This is a genomic window from Mangrovimonas sp. CR14 (genome assembly GCF_011764015.1).
GTDB lineage: Bacteria > Bacteroidota > Bacteroidia > Flavobacteriales > Flavobacteriaceae > Mangrovimonas > Mangrovimonas futianensis.
In genome coordinates this window covers 372,017-389,322 of sequence record NZ_JAAFZY010000002.1, presented here as the reverse complement: position 1 = coordinate 389,322, position 17,306 = coordinate 372,017, and the positions used below count along the sequence as shown (strand labels likewise).

The 17,306-nt window shown below is 37.1% G+C and carries 9 protein-coding genes; 7 read left to right on the top strand and 2 right to left on the bottom strand.

Going from position 1 to position 17,306, the window contains the following annotated elements; genetic code table 11:
* Window positions 1-4 precede the first annotated feature (4 nt).
* Both GZ212_RS04935 and GZ212_RS04930 read right to left on the bottom strand, forming a co-directional pair.
* Entirely contained in the window at window positions 5-1,894 is a 1,890-nt protein-coding gene (locus GZ212_RS04935; RefSeq protein WP_166957800.1) for a RagB/SusD family nutrient uptake outer membrane protein, read from the bottom strand.
* Window positions 1,895-1,905: 11 nt separating this feature from the next.
* Entirely contained in the window at window positions 1,906-4,812 is a 2,907-nt protein-coding gene (locus tag GZ212_RS04930) for a TonB-dependent receptor (protein WP_166957798.1), read from the bottom strand.
* Between the two features lie 236 nt (window positions 4,813-5,048).
* Here GZ212_RS04930 and GZ212_RS04925 point away from each other — a divergent pair, with 236 nt between their 5' ends.
* From GZ212_RS04925 to GZ212_RS04895, 7 genes are all read left to right on the top strand, one after another.
* Window positions 5,049-6,089, top strand: coding sequence for a LacI family DNA-binding transcriptional regulator (locus GZ212_RS04925; RefSeq protein WP_053971234.1), 1,041 nt, complete (start codon window positions 5,049-5,051; stop codon window positions 6,087-6,089).
* A 129-nt stretch (window positions 6,090-6,218) separates the two neighbouring features.
* Window positions 6,219-7,568: an MFS transporter gene (locus GZ212_RS04920; RefSeq protein WP_053971235.1), complete on the top strand. Its 1,350-nt coding sequence runs from the start codon at window positions 6,219-6,221 to the stop codon at window positions 7,566-7,568.
* Window positions 7,561-8,217 (top strand): beta-phosphoglucomutase, encoded by a 657-nt coding sequence (gene pgmB, locus GZ212_RS04915; RefSeq protein ID WP_166957796.1) that lies wholly within the window; start codon window positions 7,561-7,563, stop codon window positions 8,215-8,217. Before GZ212_RS04920 ends, pgmB begins: the two co-directional genes overlap by 8 nt.
* Window positions 8,214-10,505, top strand: a complete 2,292-nt coding sequence (locus tag GZ212_RS04910; RefSeq protein WP_166957794.1) for a glycoside hydrolase family 65 protein — start codon at window positions 8,214-8,216, stop codon at window positions 10,503-10,505. Before pgmB ends, GZ212_RS04910 begins: the two co-directional genes overlap by 4 nt.
* 18 nt (window positions 10,506-10,523) lie before the next feature.
* The gene (locus GZ212_RS04905; protein ID WP_166957792.1) at window positions 10,524-12,386 is read left to right on the top strand and encodes a glycoside hydrolase family 13 protein; all 1,863 of its coding nucleotides are present in this window, start codon (window positions 10,524-10,526) and stop codon (window positions 12,384-12,386) included.
* The gene (locus tag GZ212_RS04900) at window positions 12,386-15,871 is read left to right on the top strand and encodes a TIM-barrel domain-containing protein (RefSeq protein ID WP_166957790.1); all 3,486 of its coding nucleotides are present in this window, start codon (window positions 12,386-12,388) and stop codon (window positions 15,869-15,871) included. The genes GZ212_RS04905 and GZ212_RS04900 overlap by 1 nt, the downstream gene beginning before the upstream one ends.
* A 6-nt stretch (window positions 15,872-15,877) precedes the next feature.
* Entirely contained in the window at window positions 15,878-17,299 is a 1,422-nt protein-coding gene (locus tag GZ212_RS04895; protein WP_166957788.1) for an alpha-amylase family glycosyl hydrolase, read from the top strand.
* Window positions 17,300-17,306 lie beyond the last annotated feature (7 nt).

Here is a 17,306-nt window from a genome sequence, read left to right as displayed (position 1 = left end):
TTTTTTAGTAACCATTATTTTGTGATAGGTTAGAGTTAACCGTTAAAATACTAGTTGGAATTGGGAAAATATTACGGAAGTCACCTACAGAAGTTCCTTCAGGGTCATTTCCTTTAAAAGGCCAAGTGTAAGCACCTGTTGTAAAGTAGTTATAACGTACTAAATCTGTTCTTCTTTGCCCTTCCCAGTATAATTCTCTAGAACGCTCATCTAAAATAAAATCTAGAGTTAAATCTCCACTAGAAATATTTCCTGACGCATTTCCATAAGCTCTTTCTCTAATTTGATTAACTAGGTTAAGTGCCAAGTTCATATCTCCAGCACCACCTCTTAAAGTAGCTTCGGCATAATTTAAATATATTTCCGCAGTTCGGATAAGTGGTAAATCTGTTGAAACAAATTCTCCATTAGGGTCGTTACCTTGGTTACCGTTTGAATCAATGTTCTTGAATTTAGTTACGGCATAACCATCAGTAAAAGTACCAATGTCCTCTATCTCTAAATTTTGACCATTGGTATAGAACATACCTCTTTTGTCACTAGTGAATAAATCCAACGTGTATGTGAAATTATTTAGGTCTAATGTTACAAAATAGGTCCCAGCAGAAGGAACAGGGATGTTAGCCCCACCAGCATCTAAAGATCCATTATTGTCATCATCTCCATAGTTATTCCCCCAGTCTTCATTAAATCTAAACTTTAATTCCCCAGCAGATAAATCGGCATACAAAGCAAATGTGTTTGTTCCTGTTTGGTACATTTCCATGTCAGGTCCATCCCATCCATTGGTAGTTGCATCACCAACTAATCCCCAGTCAGACAATGAACCTAAAGAATTATTTAGGTCATTGATGTCTACGGCAAATTTGTTAACCAAGCTTTTGGTAGTTCTTAAACCTGCCCATCCACCATTTACACCATATTCACTGGCAATCATAGAGCCACCTATTTCAGCATGAACCAAGAAAGTGGTCCCTCCATAAGTTTGGGAGTTAATTCCGTCAAAATTGGTAACGAAAATGAATTCGTTTTGAGCTCCGTTAGAATTGTTGTCTGCTAAGAATAATTCATCATATGCTGTACCATTGTTATTAGCATCAGTGGTATTCAAACTATATGAAGAGTTAATCACATTATTAGAAAACGTAACACAATCTGAATATCTTGGTGTATTAGTCCAAACTTCAGAATTTAAATACAACTTTGATAATAAAGCCCATGCTGCAATTTTGTCTACGCGACCATATTCGTTAGAATCTGGAAGTAAATTTTGGATATCCAATAATTCATCTTCCACAAAGTTGAATAGGTCTTGTCTATTGCTTTGGGTAGGTAGATTAGTTGTTACCGTAGTTTGTAGTGGAACATTCGCATAAAAATCAATCAAATTATAATAAGCAAACGCTCTCAAAAATCTTGCTTCGGCAATATAATCGGTTACTACCTCGTCCTGTAATGATGAAGCATTTTCTATAAATGAATTACAGAAAGAAACTTCTTGTGCTAATCTAAAGTACATGGCTTCAGAGAAGTCATTACTTCCAGACCAATACATACCGTGTAAATCTGGTAGACCTGGGTCACCCCATCCAACTACCGCATGGTCTGTAGTAAGTTCGTTTAAATTGAACAGCATTCTGGTATATTGCGAAAATCCTTCGTCAATATCATTTGGATCTAAATCTGGATCACCTGCAGGACCAGATTGTCCGGTTAAAGCATAACCAGCATATAATTTAGCCAAGGCGCTTTTAGCTTCTTGGGCATTAGCGTATACATCCTCTTCTGTGAAGGCGTCTGGGTCAATAGGAGACTGGTCTAAGTCATCATGACACGACACTAGCCCAAGAGATAAGGTTAATACGCTTACAAATAATTTTAAATAATTTTTCATTTTACAATTTTTTAAAAGTCAACATTTACTCCAAAAACAAATGATCTTGGTCTTGGATAGAAATTATTGTCAATTCCTCCAGCAATTTCTGGATCTAATCCATCATACTCAGTAGCAATTAATAAATTTTGTACTGAACCATACAACCTAATTGTGGTATCCTTTAAGGCTTTATCAAGAGTGTATCCTAATGTGATGTTGTCAATCTTAAAGAAGGAAGCCTCTTGGACAAAATGATCACTTAAAGCTGTTCTATCAACAAAAGTGGTGAAACCAGAATTGTAATAATCTGCATGGATATTATTTAATAAACCAGCATTGATAGTTGCTCCTGATCTAATTCCTTTACTAGCTGCCACATCATTATACATATAATTACCTATACTGGCTCTCGTTTGAACTGAAAAGTCCCATTTTTTGTAATTAACATTAGCATTAAGACCCATTAAGATATCGGCATATGGGCTTTCTTTAATATATCTATCTTCATCATTGATGATTCCATCTCCATTTCTATCCACGAAAACTCCTTCAATTGGTTTTCCACTAGCATCATATACCTGTTGATAAACCAAAAAGCTTGAAGCTTCCTCACCTTCACGATGTACTTGAACATTGTTACCTACCCCAGTAGAAATACCACCGTGTGGCTGATCTACAGGTAAATTGGTGATTTGGTTATCATTGAAAGCGATGTTATAGTTTAGGGAAACTGTTAGGTTATCATTTCTTACAGCATCTACATCCAAGTTGAATTCAATCCCTTTGTTTTCCATATCACCAATATTTTTATCAATACGGTTACTGAAATTGGTAAAAGGATCAATAAGAGCCGTAGCAATCATGTCTTGAGTTTCTCTCATATAGGCATTCACCAAACCAGAAACTCTACCATCCCACAGACTGTAGTCTAAACCAAGGTTAAATGATTTTCCAACCTCCCAACGAAGATCTGGGTTGTAAGGTTCAGGTCTGTATGTTTGATAAAAAGAATTCCCAAATTGATACTGTGCAGAATCATTGGTTCCTTGATATCTTGTTAAAAATTGGTATGGTGCCAAATCACCTACGTTAGCAATTTCTCCATATCCCACTCTTAATTTTAGCAAATTGAAAGTAGAGTCTTTCATGAAGTTTTCGTCGCTAATTTTCCATGCTAAAGCAGCCGATGGGAAATATCCCCAACGATCATCAGGGTTAAGTTTTGAAGATGCATCAGCTCTCAAAGAAGCAGTTAATAAATACTTGCCTTTGTAATCATAGTTTAATCTACCGAAGTAAGATAAAAGGACATCCATACTTTTATCTATGAATGTAGCTCTATTTCCTAATTGGTCTGCCTCACTATCATAACTAATATTGTCATACTCAAAAGATTGGTAAGAATACCCAGCCACAACATTTAAATTGTGTTTATCTTGAATTGATTTCGCATAGGTTAAATAGGAATCAAAGAGTTTACTGGTAGTAATATTTGAATATTTGTTATATGATCCATCCCAGTTTGAACTGGCGTTTGGCATAAACTCAGAAACGATAATTCGGCCATTACTATTAGATTTATCCAAACCAACATTTACAGTAGCGGTTAAATCAGGAAAGAAATGAAGTTTATAGTCTACTTTTGCATTTCCTACAAAACGTCTTACTTCTGCCGTATCACTTCTTAGGTTAAGAAGGGCTAATGGGTTAGTAGGAGCTAAACTGTTTTGAGTTCCTTCATTATTCAACCATGCAAAATATCCTGCATAAGGTGAATTGGCATCATAAATAGATTGAGTAGGATCAAACAGTATAGCAGAACCGATGGCACCTCTATCAGCAAAGGCATTTTCTGTATAAACACCTCTAGCATTTAATTCTAATTTTAAATGATCATCAAGCAAAGAAGGAGTAAAGGATACTGATCCTGTTGCTCTGCTTAAGTTATCTCCTTTTAAGATACCATCATGGTCAGAATAACCTACAGAAGCTCTCATTGGTACACCAAAAGCATTTCCTAAAGCACTGAAGTTATGATCAGACCCCACCGCAAAGGTGTAAATTTGATCTTGCCAATCGGTATTAGAATTTCCTAACAATCCAATTTGATCATCAGTACCATAAGTATTGATTAAATCTCTAAATTGATCTGCCTCTAAAACATCCACTGTATTTATTACATTATACATGGTAGTTTGAGTGCTAGCGTTGAATTTGAATCCGGTGTCTTTACCTTTTTTTGTTGTAATCAAAATAACCCCATTAGCTCCTCTTGACCCATAGATAGCAGTTGAAGACGCATCTTTAAGAACTACGAAGCTCTCAATATCATTTGGGTTCAAAAAGTTTAATGGGTTTCTAGCACCACCTACTCCACCAGAAATAGGCACTCCATCAACTACATACATAGGTTCACTTGTTAAGGATAATGATCCCACACCTCTAATTCTAATAGATTGTCCTTCACCTGGCGCTCCACTATTGGAAGTTACACTTACCCCAGCAACTTTACCAGTAATAAGTGATTGTGCCGATACAATCGGGCCTTTGTTGAAATCCTTGGAGGTTACCAAGTCTGTGGTACCCGTCAAATCTTCTTTTTTAACGGTTCCATAACCAACAATTACAACCTCGTCCAACTGGGCTGCATCTTCTTTAAGTAGGACATTTAAAGTTTGTTGTCCTGAATAAATAATTTCTTGAGTCACATAACCCACATAAGAGAAAACGATGGTTTCACCTTCATTGACATCAATTTGATAATTTCCATCAAAATCTGTGGCGGTACCTCGAGTGGTTCCTTGAACAAGGACGTTAACTCCCGGTAGAGGCAATGACGATTCCTCAGTTACTACTCCCGAAACTGTTGTTTGACCTGTAAGAAAACTAGGTAAAAGCAGTAACGAAAACAGTAAGCCATTAAAAATTGTTTTCATAAAATAATTTTGAATTAGTCTGATTTTGTACTTGTTAAATTAGTTTATATTTTCACTTCTCGATACTAAACTATTGTAAAATTATTTATTTAAGTGGCTCATAATTATGATAAATATCACTCAAACGTTTTCGTGTTGAAAACTTTCTAAAAATTAAGGATTTTTATTGTCATTGACAAGAATTTGCTATATCTACAAAAAAACATTAGTATTTTTATGGTTTCAAAAACAGATGGATGAAGAGAAAAGTCACTTTAAAGCAAATTGCAAAGGAATTGGATGTGTCCATTTCAACTGTTTCTAAAGCCTTGAGAAACAGTAAGGAAATTGGTGAGGATACCCGTGAAAAAGTACAGGCTTTTGCTAAATTATATAACTACAAACCCAATAATATTGCTTTGAGTCTCAAGAATAAGAAAACCAAGACCATTGGAATAATCATTCCTGAAATAGTCCATCATTTCTTTTCTATGGTCATTCGAGGGATTGAGGTAGTAGCCAATCAAAGGGGGTACAACGTAATTGTAGGGCTTTCAAATGAATCTTTCGATAAAGAGGTGATCAATATGGAAATGCTGGCCAATGGGAGCATAGATGGTTTTATACTATCGATTTCCAAAGAGACTCAGTTGAAACAAGATTTTCATCATTTTCATGAAACCATTAATCAAGGAATGCCCATCGTGATGTTTGATAGAGTTGTTAATGACGTCAAATGTGATAAGGTTATTGTAGATGATTTTAAAGGATCAAAGAAGGCTGTGAGTAAGCTGTTGGAAAACGGTTGTAAGAATGTTGGTTTGATAACTACAATGGATTATGTGAGCGTTGGGAAGTTGAGAACGCAAGGATATCTGGAATCTTTGGAAGATAGAGGTATTCAACCAAAATCTGAACTTATATTAAAGGTGGTTGAAGAATTGGATTCTGAAGACCATTTGGAAGATTTGGAGGCTGAGGTAGAGCAACTTTTCATCAACAATCCTGAAATAGATGGTGTCTTTGCTGTAAACGAACTCTATGCATTGACAGCTATGAAAGTGGCCAAGAAAATGGGGAAATCCATTCCAGAAGAGCTTCAGGTTATCGGGTTTACAGATGGAGTGCTTTCCAAACATGCAACTCCTAGTTTATCTACAATCAAACAACATGCTGAAGAGATGGGAGCTAAATCAGCAGAGTTATTGATCGATAGATTAGAACTTGAAAAAGAAGATGATCGCTATGAAACCGTTGTATTAGAGACAGAGCTTATCTTAAGGGAATCAACAAAATAGACATTTTTACAAAAGCATAACAAAACTTTTGTATCTTTGAGCCCTATTCAAAACTTATATTTTCACTTCTCACCATAAGTTTTGATGAGTTTTCGCTTGTCAAAATAGTATTAATCAAAACATACTATAATGAAAAAGCGTTCCTTAAGTTTCTGGGAAATCTGGAACATGAGTTTCGGATTCTTAGGAATACAAATGGGATTTGCCCTACAAAATGCTAATGCCAGCAGAATTTTACAAATTTTTGGAGCAGATGTTCATCATTTGTCTTGGTTTTGGATTGTAGCACCACTTACTGGTTTGATTGTTCAGCCAATAATTGGTCATTACAGTGATAAAACATGGACCAAATTGGGAAGAAGACGTCCTTATTTTCTTACTGGAGCTCTTTTGGCTTCCATAGGACTGGTCTTAATGCCAAATGCTGATATGTTCACTGCATTTATGCCCGCCATTTGGGTAGGTGCAGGGATGCTGATGATCATGGATGCCTCCTTTAATGTCGCTATGGAACCATTTCGGGCGTTGGTGGCAGATAACCTTAGAACTGATCAAAGGACTTTAGGCTTTAGTATTCAGACCGTGCTTATAGGTTTGGGTGCTGTTGTAGGGTCTTGGTTGCCTTATGTTTTGACAAACTTTTTTGGAGTTTCCAATTCTGGAACAGATGGAAGTGTTCCTTTTAATTTGTTGTTGTCATTCATTATTGGTGCTGTTGTTTTGGTTGTAAGTGTTTTAGTAACCGTAGTCAAAACCAAAGAGTATACCCCAGAGGAAATGGAGCAGATGGCAGACCCTGATGACATTCCTGAGGATGAAAAATCCAGTTTAATGGATATTTTTTCAGATTTCGCAAAAATGCCACAAACCATGAGGCAATTGGCTTGGGTGCAATTCTTTTCTTGGTTTGGACTTTTTGGAATGTGGGTGTTCTCAACACCTGCTATAGCTCATCACATTTATGGATTACCAGTGTCAGATACCCATAGTGAAACCTATCAGAATGCTGGGGATTGGGTAGGCGTATTATTTGGTGTTTATAACTTAATATCTGCCATTTTTGCCTTCTTTTTGCCAGTAATCGCTGCTAGAATAGGTAGAAAATTAACGCATGTTATTTCGTTGGTTATTGGAGGGCTGGGATTAATTTCCATGTATTTTGCTCCCAATCAATACTGGTTAATTTTATCTATGGTTGCTATAGGTATTTCCTGGGCAAGCATTTTGGCAATGCCTTATGCGATTCTCGCGGGATCTATACCTGCTCGAAAAATGGGAGTTTATATGGGGATCTTTAACTTCTTTATTGTGATTCCCCAAATTATCAATGCCTTCATAGGAGGGCCAATTGTGAAATATTTTTACAACGAAAATGCCATGTTAGCTCTTGTTACAAGTGGTGTTAGCTTTTTAATAGCTGCGCTTTTAGTGAGAAGAGTGAAAGATGTGGACGAAATAATAGAAACAAAAAATGCATAAAAAAGGATTCATATTTGACTTAGATGGAGTCATAGTAGATACGGCCAAATACCACTTTTTGGCATGGAAGAATTTGGCCAATAATATGGGTGTTGATTTTACCGAAATCCAAAATGAACAGCTAAAAGGTGTTAGTAGAGTCAAATCCTTGGAAAAGATTTTGAATTGGGGGAACAAGAGTGTTTCTGAAGAAGAATTCATGGAATTGATGGCTATTAAGAACGAGGAATATCTAGGCTATATCAACAAAATGACAGAAGAAGAAATTTTGCCAGATGTTCCTAAAATACTGAGTTTTCTTCAAGAGGAGAATCAAGGAATTGCTTTGGGTTCTGCCAGTAAAAATGCGAGGACTATTTTAAATAAGGTTAAGCTCTTTTCTGTATTTGAAACCATTGTAGATGGGAATGATGTATCTAAAGCCAAACCCAATCCAGAGGTGTTCTTGATAGGAGCCCAAAAGCTAGGGTTAGACCAACATGATTGTATTGTGTTTGAAGACTCAGTTGCAGGTATCAAGGCAGCCAACAATGCAGGGATGATTTCTATAGGAATTGGAGATAAGGATATTCTCCATGAAGCAGATTATGTGTTTAAAGATTTTACCGAAATCTCAACAGATTTCATTAAAGAATTAATTGAAAAATGAATCAAGATTATATAAAGCCAGATAGTTGGTCGATTATTGAGGAAGGATTTGAGCCGGCAAGAGTGAAGTCCTCTGAAAGTTTATTTAGCATTGGAAACGGTGCCATGGGTCAACGTGCTAATTTTGAAGAACAATATACCGGACCAACCTTTCAAGGGAGCTATATTGCCGGGGTGTACTACCCTGATAAAACCCGAGTAGGTTGGTGGAAAAATGGTTATCCAGAATACTTTGCCAAGGTGTTGAATGCTCCCAATTTTATTGGAATCAATGTTTTTGTGAATGGTGAAGCCTTGGATTTAAATACATGTAAAAATGTATCCAACTTTAGAAGGGAACTAAACATGAAAGAGGGTTGGTTATCTCGAAGTTTTGAGGCGACTTTACCCAATGATTTGCAGGTGAAAGTGGAAGCCTTACGATTTTTAAGTTTGGATTTGGATGAGGTAGGAGCTATTAGATTTTCTGTGACCCCTATGAATTCGGATGCCGAGGTGACTTTTGAGCCTTATTTGGATTCAGGTATTCACAATGAAGACTCCAATTGGGATGATCAATTTTGGAACACAACTAATGTGACATCTGATGGCGAACGTGGCTTCATTGAGGCGCATACCATGAAAACCCACTTCCATACCTGCACCTTCATGCAATCCATGTGTTTTAAAGATGGTAGTAAATTGGATGTAACTCCTACAAAAGAAATTTCAGAAACTCGAATAGGTTTCACTTATAATATATCTGCCAAACAAAATGAAACTCTTAGCATTGAGAAGTTTGCAGGGTACACGGTAGACCGATATCATGATAAAAGTGAGTTAATTACAGCTGCTGGAAATACATTACAAAAGGCCATGGAACTTGGATTTACAGGCATGCTAAAGGCTCAAAAGGAAGCATGGGCCAAGATTTGGGAAATGGCTGATATTACCATTGAAGGGGATGTTAAAGCACAGCAAGGAATCCGTTTCAATATTTTGCAATTAAACCACACCTATTTAGGAAAAGATGCTCGTTTGAATATTGGTCCAAAGGGATTTACAGGCGAAAAATATGGAGGAAGTACCTATTGGGATACCGAAGCTTACTGTTTGCCTTTTTACATGGCGACCAAAGATCAACAGGTAGCCAGAAGTTTGTTGGAATATCGCTACCATCATTTAGAGAAAGCCATTGAGAATGCTGAAAAACTTGGTTTCAAAAATGGAGCGGCTCTTTATCCTATGGTGACTATGAATGGCGAGGAATGTCATAATGAATGGGAGATTACTTTTGAAGAAATCCATAGAAATGGAGCCATTTCTTTTGCTATTTTTAATTACCACCGTTTTACGGGAGACTACAGTTATATTCCAGAAAAAGGATTGGAAGTATTGATTGGAATTGCCCGTTTTTGGCACCAACGTGCTAATTTCTCAGGAAACCATAATAAATATGTGATTTTAGGGGTAACCGGTCCCAATGAATATGAAAACAATGTAAATAATAACTTCTACACCAACTATATTGCTCAATGGTGTATCCAATATGCCTTGGAAAATATTGACATTGTCAAAAGTGAATATTCCGCAGATTATGATAGAATTATGGATAAAGTAAAGCTATCAGATCCTGAATTGGCTGATTGGAAAAAGGTTGCCGATAGCATGTATTTCCCCTATTCTGAAGAGCACCAAGTGTATTTGCAACAAGATGGCTTTTTGGATAAAGAGCTTATTACTGTTTCTCATTTGGATAAAAGTCAAAGACCAATTAATCAACATTGGTCATGGGATCGCATTTTAAGGTCTCCATATATTAAACAAGCTGATACACTTCAAGGTTTTTACTTCTTTGAAGATCAATTTAGTGATGAAGAATTAGAAAGACACTTTGATTTTTATGAGCCTTTTACGGTACATGAAAGTTCCTTATCACCTTGTGTTCACAGTATTCAGGCAGCCAAATTAAATAGAATGGAGCAAGCCTATACGTTTTATTTAAGAACCTCACGCTTAGATTTGGATGACTACAATAAAGAAGTTCATGAAGGTCTTCATATTACTTCTATGGCTGGAACATGGATGAGTATTGTTGAAGGATTTGGAGGAATGAGAGTCAAGAATGATACCTTGTCTTTTGAGCCTAAAATTCCAGAACAGTGGACAGGTTATTCATTTAAGATCAATTTTAGAAATCAAATTTTAAAGATAACAGTAGACCAATCTGGAGCTCACTTTGAGCTGGAAGGCGATAAGGATCTCGAGATTTTGGTGTCTGGAAAACCAGTGATGGTATCTCCAAAATAGAACCTAAGACAGATGATTATGAAAAAGATTTTTGTTGTTTTCTTCCTAGTTATTGGGATTCAAGGCTATGCTCAAATTGACAGAGTGGAGCCTCCCAATTGGTGGGTTGGATTTCAGGATACATCACTTCAACTTTTGGTTAAGGATTCCAATATTGGAGATTATGTGCCTAAAATCAGTTATCCTGGTATAACTATCACCAAAGTTCATCAGGCCAAAAGCCCCAATTATCTTTTTATAGATCTTGAAATTGATAAATCAACCAAGCCTGGAACTTTTCAAATTGAATTGACCTCAAAGAAACACAAAACGAAAAAGGTTTCTTATGAACTGAAATCAAGAGAAAAGGCTGCTGCAGATTTTATTGGTTTTGATAATTCTGATGCTATCTATTTAATAACACCAGATCGATTTGCAAACGGAGATGGCACAAATGATATCAATAAGGATTTAAAAGAGAAGACTATTGATAGAGGGAATGACTATGGAAGGCATGGAGGCGATCTAAGAGGTATTATTAATCATTTGGACTACATACATGATATGGGATTTACTGCCATTTGGCCTACTCCCGTGTTAACCAATGACATGCCAAGATCTTCATATCATGGGTATGCAATCACCGATTTTTATGAGGTAGATCCGCGCTTTGGAACACTGGAAGAATACAAAGAACTATCCCAGGAAATGAGTGAGCGCGGACTTAAATTGATTATGGATATGGTTGCCAACCACTGTGGTTCTGAGCATTGGTGGATGAAGGATCTGCCGTTTTCTGATTGGGTAAACCAACAACAAGCTTTTGAAAACCATGAACCACTAAATAATTCAAACCATTTTCGCACTACGAATCAGGATTTGTATGCTTCAGAGAGCGACAAAAAGGGAATGTCTGAAGGTTGGTTTGTTTCTTCCATGCCAGATTTAAATCAACGTAATCCATTCATGGCCAAATATATCATTCAAAACAATATTTGGTGGATAGAAACTTTGCAATTAAACGGAATTCGACAAGACACATATCCTTATCCCGATAAGGCTTTTATGAGTGATTGGGCTGGTGCCATTATGAAGGAATACCCAAACTTTAAAATTGTTGGTGAAGAGTGGAGTGTCAATCCGTTGTTGGTAAGGTATTGGCAACAGGGCACACCGAACAAACAGGGATATGAATCCCATTTAACTTCGTCAATGGATTTCCCCATGCAGGAAACTTTGGTGAAAGCTTTGAATCAGGAGGAATCTTGGGGAACTGGCTTAAAAATACTCTATGAAGGTCTAGCCAATGATTTTGCCTATACCAAGCCAGAGGATATTATGATTTTTCCCGATAATCATGATATGGATCGCATTTTTACACAACTTAAAGAAGATGTTCCCAATACCAAAATGGCTCTAGCCTATTTGTTGACAATTCCCAGGATTGTACAAGTGTATTACGGAACGGAAGTATTAATTCAGAATACAGCCAAACCTCATGATCATGGTTTAATTCGAACTGATTTTCCAGGAGGTTGGGATGGTGATTCTAGTAATGGGTTTACTGGTGAAGGTATGACGGCCAGTCAAAAAGAAATGCAGGGATTCCTGAAAAAAGTGTTGAATTATAGAAAAACTAGTGACGCTATTCAAAAAGGAAAAACCATTCATTTTGGGCCATTTAATGGCACCTATTTTTTGTTCAGGCAGCATGGTGATGAAACGGTAGTTTGTATACTCAATAAAAATGAAGCTCCAATGACTATTGACTTAAAGCGTTACAGTGAAATGGGGTTAAATGATAAAGAACTCACCAATATAGTAACAGGTGAAACAATTAAATGGTCAGATTCTATCCAATTGAATCAGAGAGGGGTAGTGTTGCTTACCACCAAAATATAATGAGAAAAATCACCATTTTCATAATCGCTTTTTTAACTGGGCTAGCCAACTTTGCCCAAGTAACAATTTTGGTGAATGAACTTCCTGATAATACTCCAGATGAGGCTTCCCTGTATATCTCAGGAGATTTTGAAGGTTGGTCTGGAGGTCAGGAGTCCTTTAAATTACAACAAAAAGAAAACGGTTATTACATCACATTCCCAAAACAAGAGGGAGCTATTAATTTTAAGTTTACCCTTGGCTCATGGGAGACTGTTGAATGTAACAGTAAAGGGAAGGCTTTAGATAATAGGTCCTACCTTTTTAAAAAGGAAGCAGACACGCTTCAAGTTACCATAGAGGGTTGGACACATCTTTTTGAAAGCAAGCCAGAAAGTACCGCTTTAGAAAATGTAAGTGTTTTATCAGAAGCATTTCATATGCCCCAACTTGATAGATACAGGAGGGTTTGGGTGTATCTTCCCCCAGATTATGAGGAATCCACAGAGTCCTATCCTGTAGTTTATATGCACGATGGTCAAAATTTGTTTGACAAGTTGACTTCCTATTCTGGGGAATGGGAGGTTGATGAAACGATGAACCAACTTTTTGAAGAGCGCGGTTTGAAACTGATTGTCATCGGGGTTGATAATGGGGAAAGTAAGCGATTGGATGAATATTCCCCTTGGACAAACAAGGCATATGGTGGCGGTGAAGGGGATGCTTATCTCGATTTTGTAGTTAACACCTTAAAACCATATGTAGATAATCACTTTAGAACACTTTCAGATAAATCGAATACGGCCATCATTGGTAGTTCCATGGGCGGTTTAATTTCACATTATGCAGCTCTTAAATATCCACAAACCTTCGGGAAAGTGGGAGTCTTTTCCCCGGCCTTTTGGTTTGCTCCTGAAGTTTTAGACTATACCAAAAAGCACCTATCCATCCAAAATACCAAAATGTATTTTTTGGCAGGAGGTAAGGAAGGTGAGAATGTGGCTTTTGAAGAAATAAATGAAACGGTTCAAGGAGTGGAAGCAGTGGTGTCCTTATTAAAGGAGCATGGATTCCCTTCTAAAAATATCCTTGCTAAAGTTGAGCCAGAAGGTAAGCATAACGAGCAACTATGGAGAAATAATTTTGAAGAAACCATCTGTTGGTTGTTCTCAGAGAGAATTCCACAACGTGAGTTTGTTGGTGCTTCTGTGGAAGGAAATAAATTAAATATAACAGTTACAGACGGGACCTATCTCATTGAATTTTATGATTCAAAGGTGGTTGAAACCAGTTTTATACCTGAAGGGGAGGTTTACAATCCCCAATCTCATGCTGTTGTTCTACAGCCCCTGCCAAGTAAGGCGCAATTGGTTGAGGGGACAAATGGTTTTGCTTTTTCCAATCAGGATTTTCAAGTTAAAATTCAAAAAGAACCCTTTAGGATTTCCTATTGGTATCAAGGTCAGGAAGTTATTTCCGAAAGAAACGGATATCAAAGAAACAAGACCTATGAAACCATTCAATTTGGTATTTCACAAGACGAGGTGCTTTATGGTGGTGGAGCAAGGGCCCTGGGGATGAACCGTCGCGGTCATCGTTTGGAACTCTACAATAAAGCACATTACGGTTACGAGACACATAGTGAGTTAATGAATTTTACGTTGCCCATTGTCTTGTCATCTAAACAGTATTTATTACATTTTGATAATGCACCCATTGGGTTTTTGAATTTAGATAGCAAAGAAAGAAATACGCTTACATACGAAACCATTTCAGGAAGAAAAACGTACCAAATAGTGGTAGGTGATTCTTGGAAGGAACTTTTATCCGAATACACAAATTTAACTGGTAGGCAACCCATGTTGCCGAGATGGGCATTGGGAAATTTCTCCAGTAGATTTGGGTACCATTCGCAAAAAGAAGTTTTGGAAACTATTGAAACATTCCGGGAAGAAAACATACCAGTTGACGCCATAATTTTAGATCTGTATTGGTTTGGTAAAGAAGTGACTGGAACCATGGGTAATCTGGCTTTTGATACCGATTCATTTCCAAATCCGAAGCAGATGATAAAAACACTTAGGGATCAAAAGGTTGAAACAGTTTTAATAACAGAGCCTTTTGTTTTGACTACTTCAAATAGATGGAATGAAGCTGTTAAGGCTGATGCGTTGGCGAAAGATTCTTTAGGGAATCCTTATACCTATGATTTTTTCTTCGGAAACACGGGCTTGATAGATGTGTATTCATCATCTGGTTTTAACTGGTTTAAGAACATATACAAGGAATTATTAGGTATGGGGGTGACTGGTATTTGGGGTGATTTGGGAGAACCAGAATTACATCCGTCCGGTCTTATTCACGCAACGGGAACAGCAGATGAAGTTCATAATACCTATGGACATGATTGGGCTCGTCTGGTGCAGAAGGCATTTTATGAAACTAGCCCCAACCAACGTCCATTTATTCTTATGCGTGCTGGTTATTCAGGTTCTCAACGTTATGGCATGGTGCCTTGGTCTGGGGACGTAAATCGTACGTGGGGCGGATTACAAAGTCAGCCAGAAATTGCACTGCAAATGGGAATGCAGGGATTGGCCTATATGCATTCGGATTTAGGAGGGTTTGCAAATCCATTTTTAGATGATGAGCTTTATGCTAGGTGGTTGCAATATGGTGTTTTTCAACCTGTTTTTAGACCACACGCTCAGGAGGAAGTGGCAAGCGAACCAATTTTCAGAAGTGAAAATGCAAAAAAACTGGCTAAGGAAGCTATTGAGTTACGATATCAGTTATTGCCTTATAATTATAATTTGGTCTATCAAAATCATTCTCAAGGTTTACCACTTATGCGTGCTTTATTTTTTGAAGAACCAGAAAATGAAACCCTGCGAGCTTATTCGGAAGCCTATTTATGGGGGGATGATATATTAGTGTCCCCAGTTTTAGAAGCAAATAAAAAGGAACAGGAGGTTTATTTTCCTAGAACGTCCAATTGGTTTGATTTCTATTCTGATAAGAAATATTTGGGAGGGACCACCGAAACAGTTCCTTTAAAAAAAAATGGTATTCCCACTTTTGTTAGAGGTGGTAGTTTTATCACGATGGCAAAACCGATGACATCAACAAAAGGGTATGATGGATCTGAATGGGTCGTACACTTTTATTATGATGATTCTGTGGATGATCGTCACACCGAAATCTATAATGATGATGGTAAAACATTACATGCTTTTGAAAAGGGGCTATATGAACTCATAGCGTTTAGATCAAAGCTCCAGGATAAACACTTGGTCCTTTCTTTTGAAACCAAACATAGAAGCCAAACTTTAAACTCCAATAAACAAATAGAGTTTGTACTCCACAATATTGAAAAGAAACCAAAACAATTGAGATTGAATGGGGCTAAAACCCAGTTTCAATGGAGTGAGGTAAATCAAAGCTTAACTTTACGCATAGATTGGGATACAAATACAAAGCAAAAAATAGAATTGAATTTAAAATAAAACGTCATGAAAAAACTAATTGTCCTTCTAATACTAATAGGGTTTTTCTTTTCCTGTAAAAATGAAAACAAATCCCCTGAACCAATCGCTGAAGAGACCGTTGAGGTCCAATTGGAACCAATTTCAAAATCGGATATGGAAACGGCTGTCATCTATGAAGCTAATATTCGCCAGTACTCATCAGAGGGAACGTTTTCAGAATTCACCAAAGACATACCTCAATTAAAAGAGTTGGGTGTCAAGGTGGTTTGGTTGATGCCAGTTTTTCCTATTTCTGAAACCAAAAGAAAGGCTACCGGTGGCCCTGATAGCAAATTTGCATCAGATTTCCCAGAAGAAGAACAAAGCAAATATTTAGGAAGCTATTATGCAGTAACCGATTATACGAAAATCAACCCAGAATTTGGAACTATTGAAGATTTTAGGGAGTTAGTGAAAACAGCCCATGATAATGGAATCTATGTCATATTGGATTGGGTGCCAAACCATACAGGGTGGGATCATGTTTGGATCAAGGAGCATCCAGATTATTACACTCAAAATGAAAACGGTGAAATTATTCATCCAGAAGGAACCGATTGGACCGATACGGCAGACTTGAATTATGACAATCAAAACATGAGAAATGAAATGATTGAAGATATGCTGTATTGGGTGAAAGAGGAGAACATCGATGGATTTAGATGTGATGTGGCAGGTAGTGTTCCTACAGATTTTTGGGCTGACGCCATTCCCAAAATTAGAGCCGCAAAACCAGTATTCATGTTAGCTGAAGCTCATGAAGCCGAACTTCTTAAAGGGGATCAAATGTTTGATATGTGTTATGGTTGGGATTTTCATCATTTAATGAATGGTATGGCACAAGGCAAGAAGTCTTTAGAGGATTTTGATACTTATTTTGAAGAGCGATTTAAGAATTATGAAGCAGATGATATCTTAATGAATTTTGTAACCAATCACGATGAAAATTCGTGGAATGGGACAATAAAAGAACGTATGGGTGAGGCAGCGCCTTTAATGACTACTTTAAGTTATGTGGTTCCAGGTATGCCACTTATTTATTCAGGGCAAGAATATGGTATGGATCACCGATTAAAGTTTTTTGAAAAAGATTCTATCCCTAAAACCAAGGGAGCCATGTGGGATTTGTTAGTTGATTTGGGAGAAGTTAAAAATTCAAATGCCGCTATAAATGCACATGCCAATTTTGAAAGAGAGCCTCTTTCTAATGCTAATATCCTAAAAATAACTAGAGACCATAACGGACAAAAAATAACATTTATTGGTAATGTTTCAGCAGATACTCAAACACTTCAAAATGGCCTACAAGGAAAGTATTTAAATACCATTACTAATGAAAAAGAGGAATATGAGGAAGGCCAAGAGCTAACCTTTAAACCATGGGAGTTCAAATTATTGATTGATTAAAGTTATG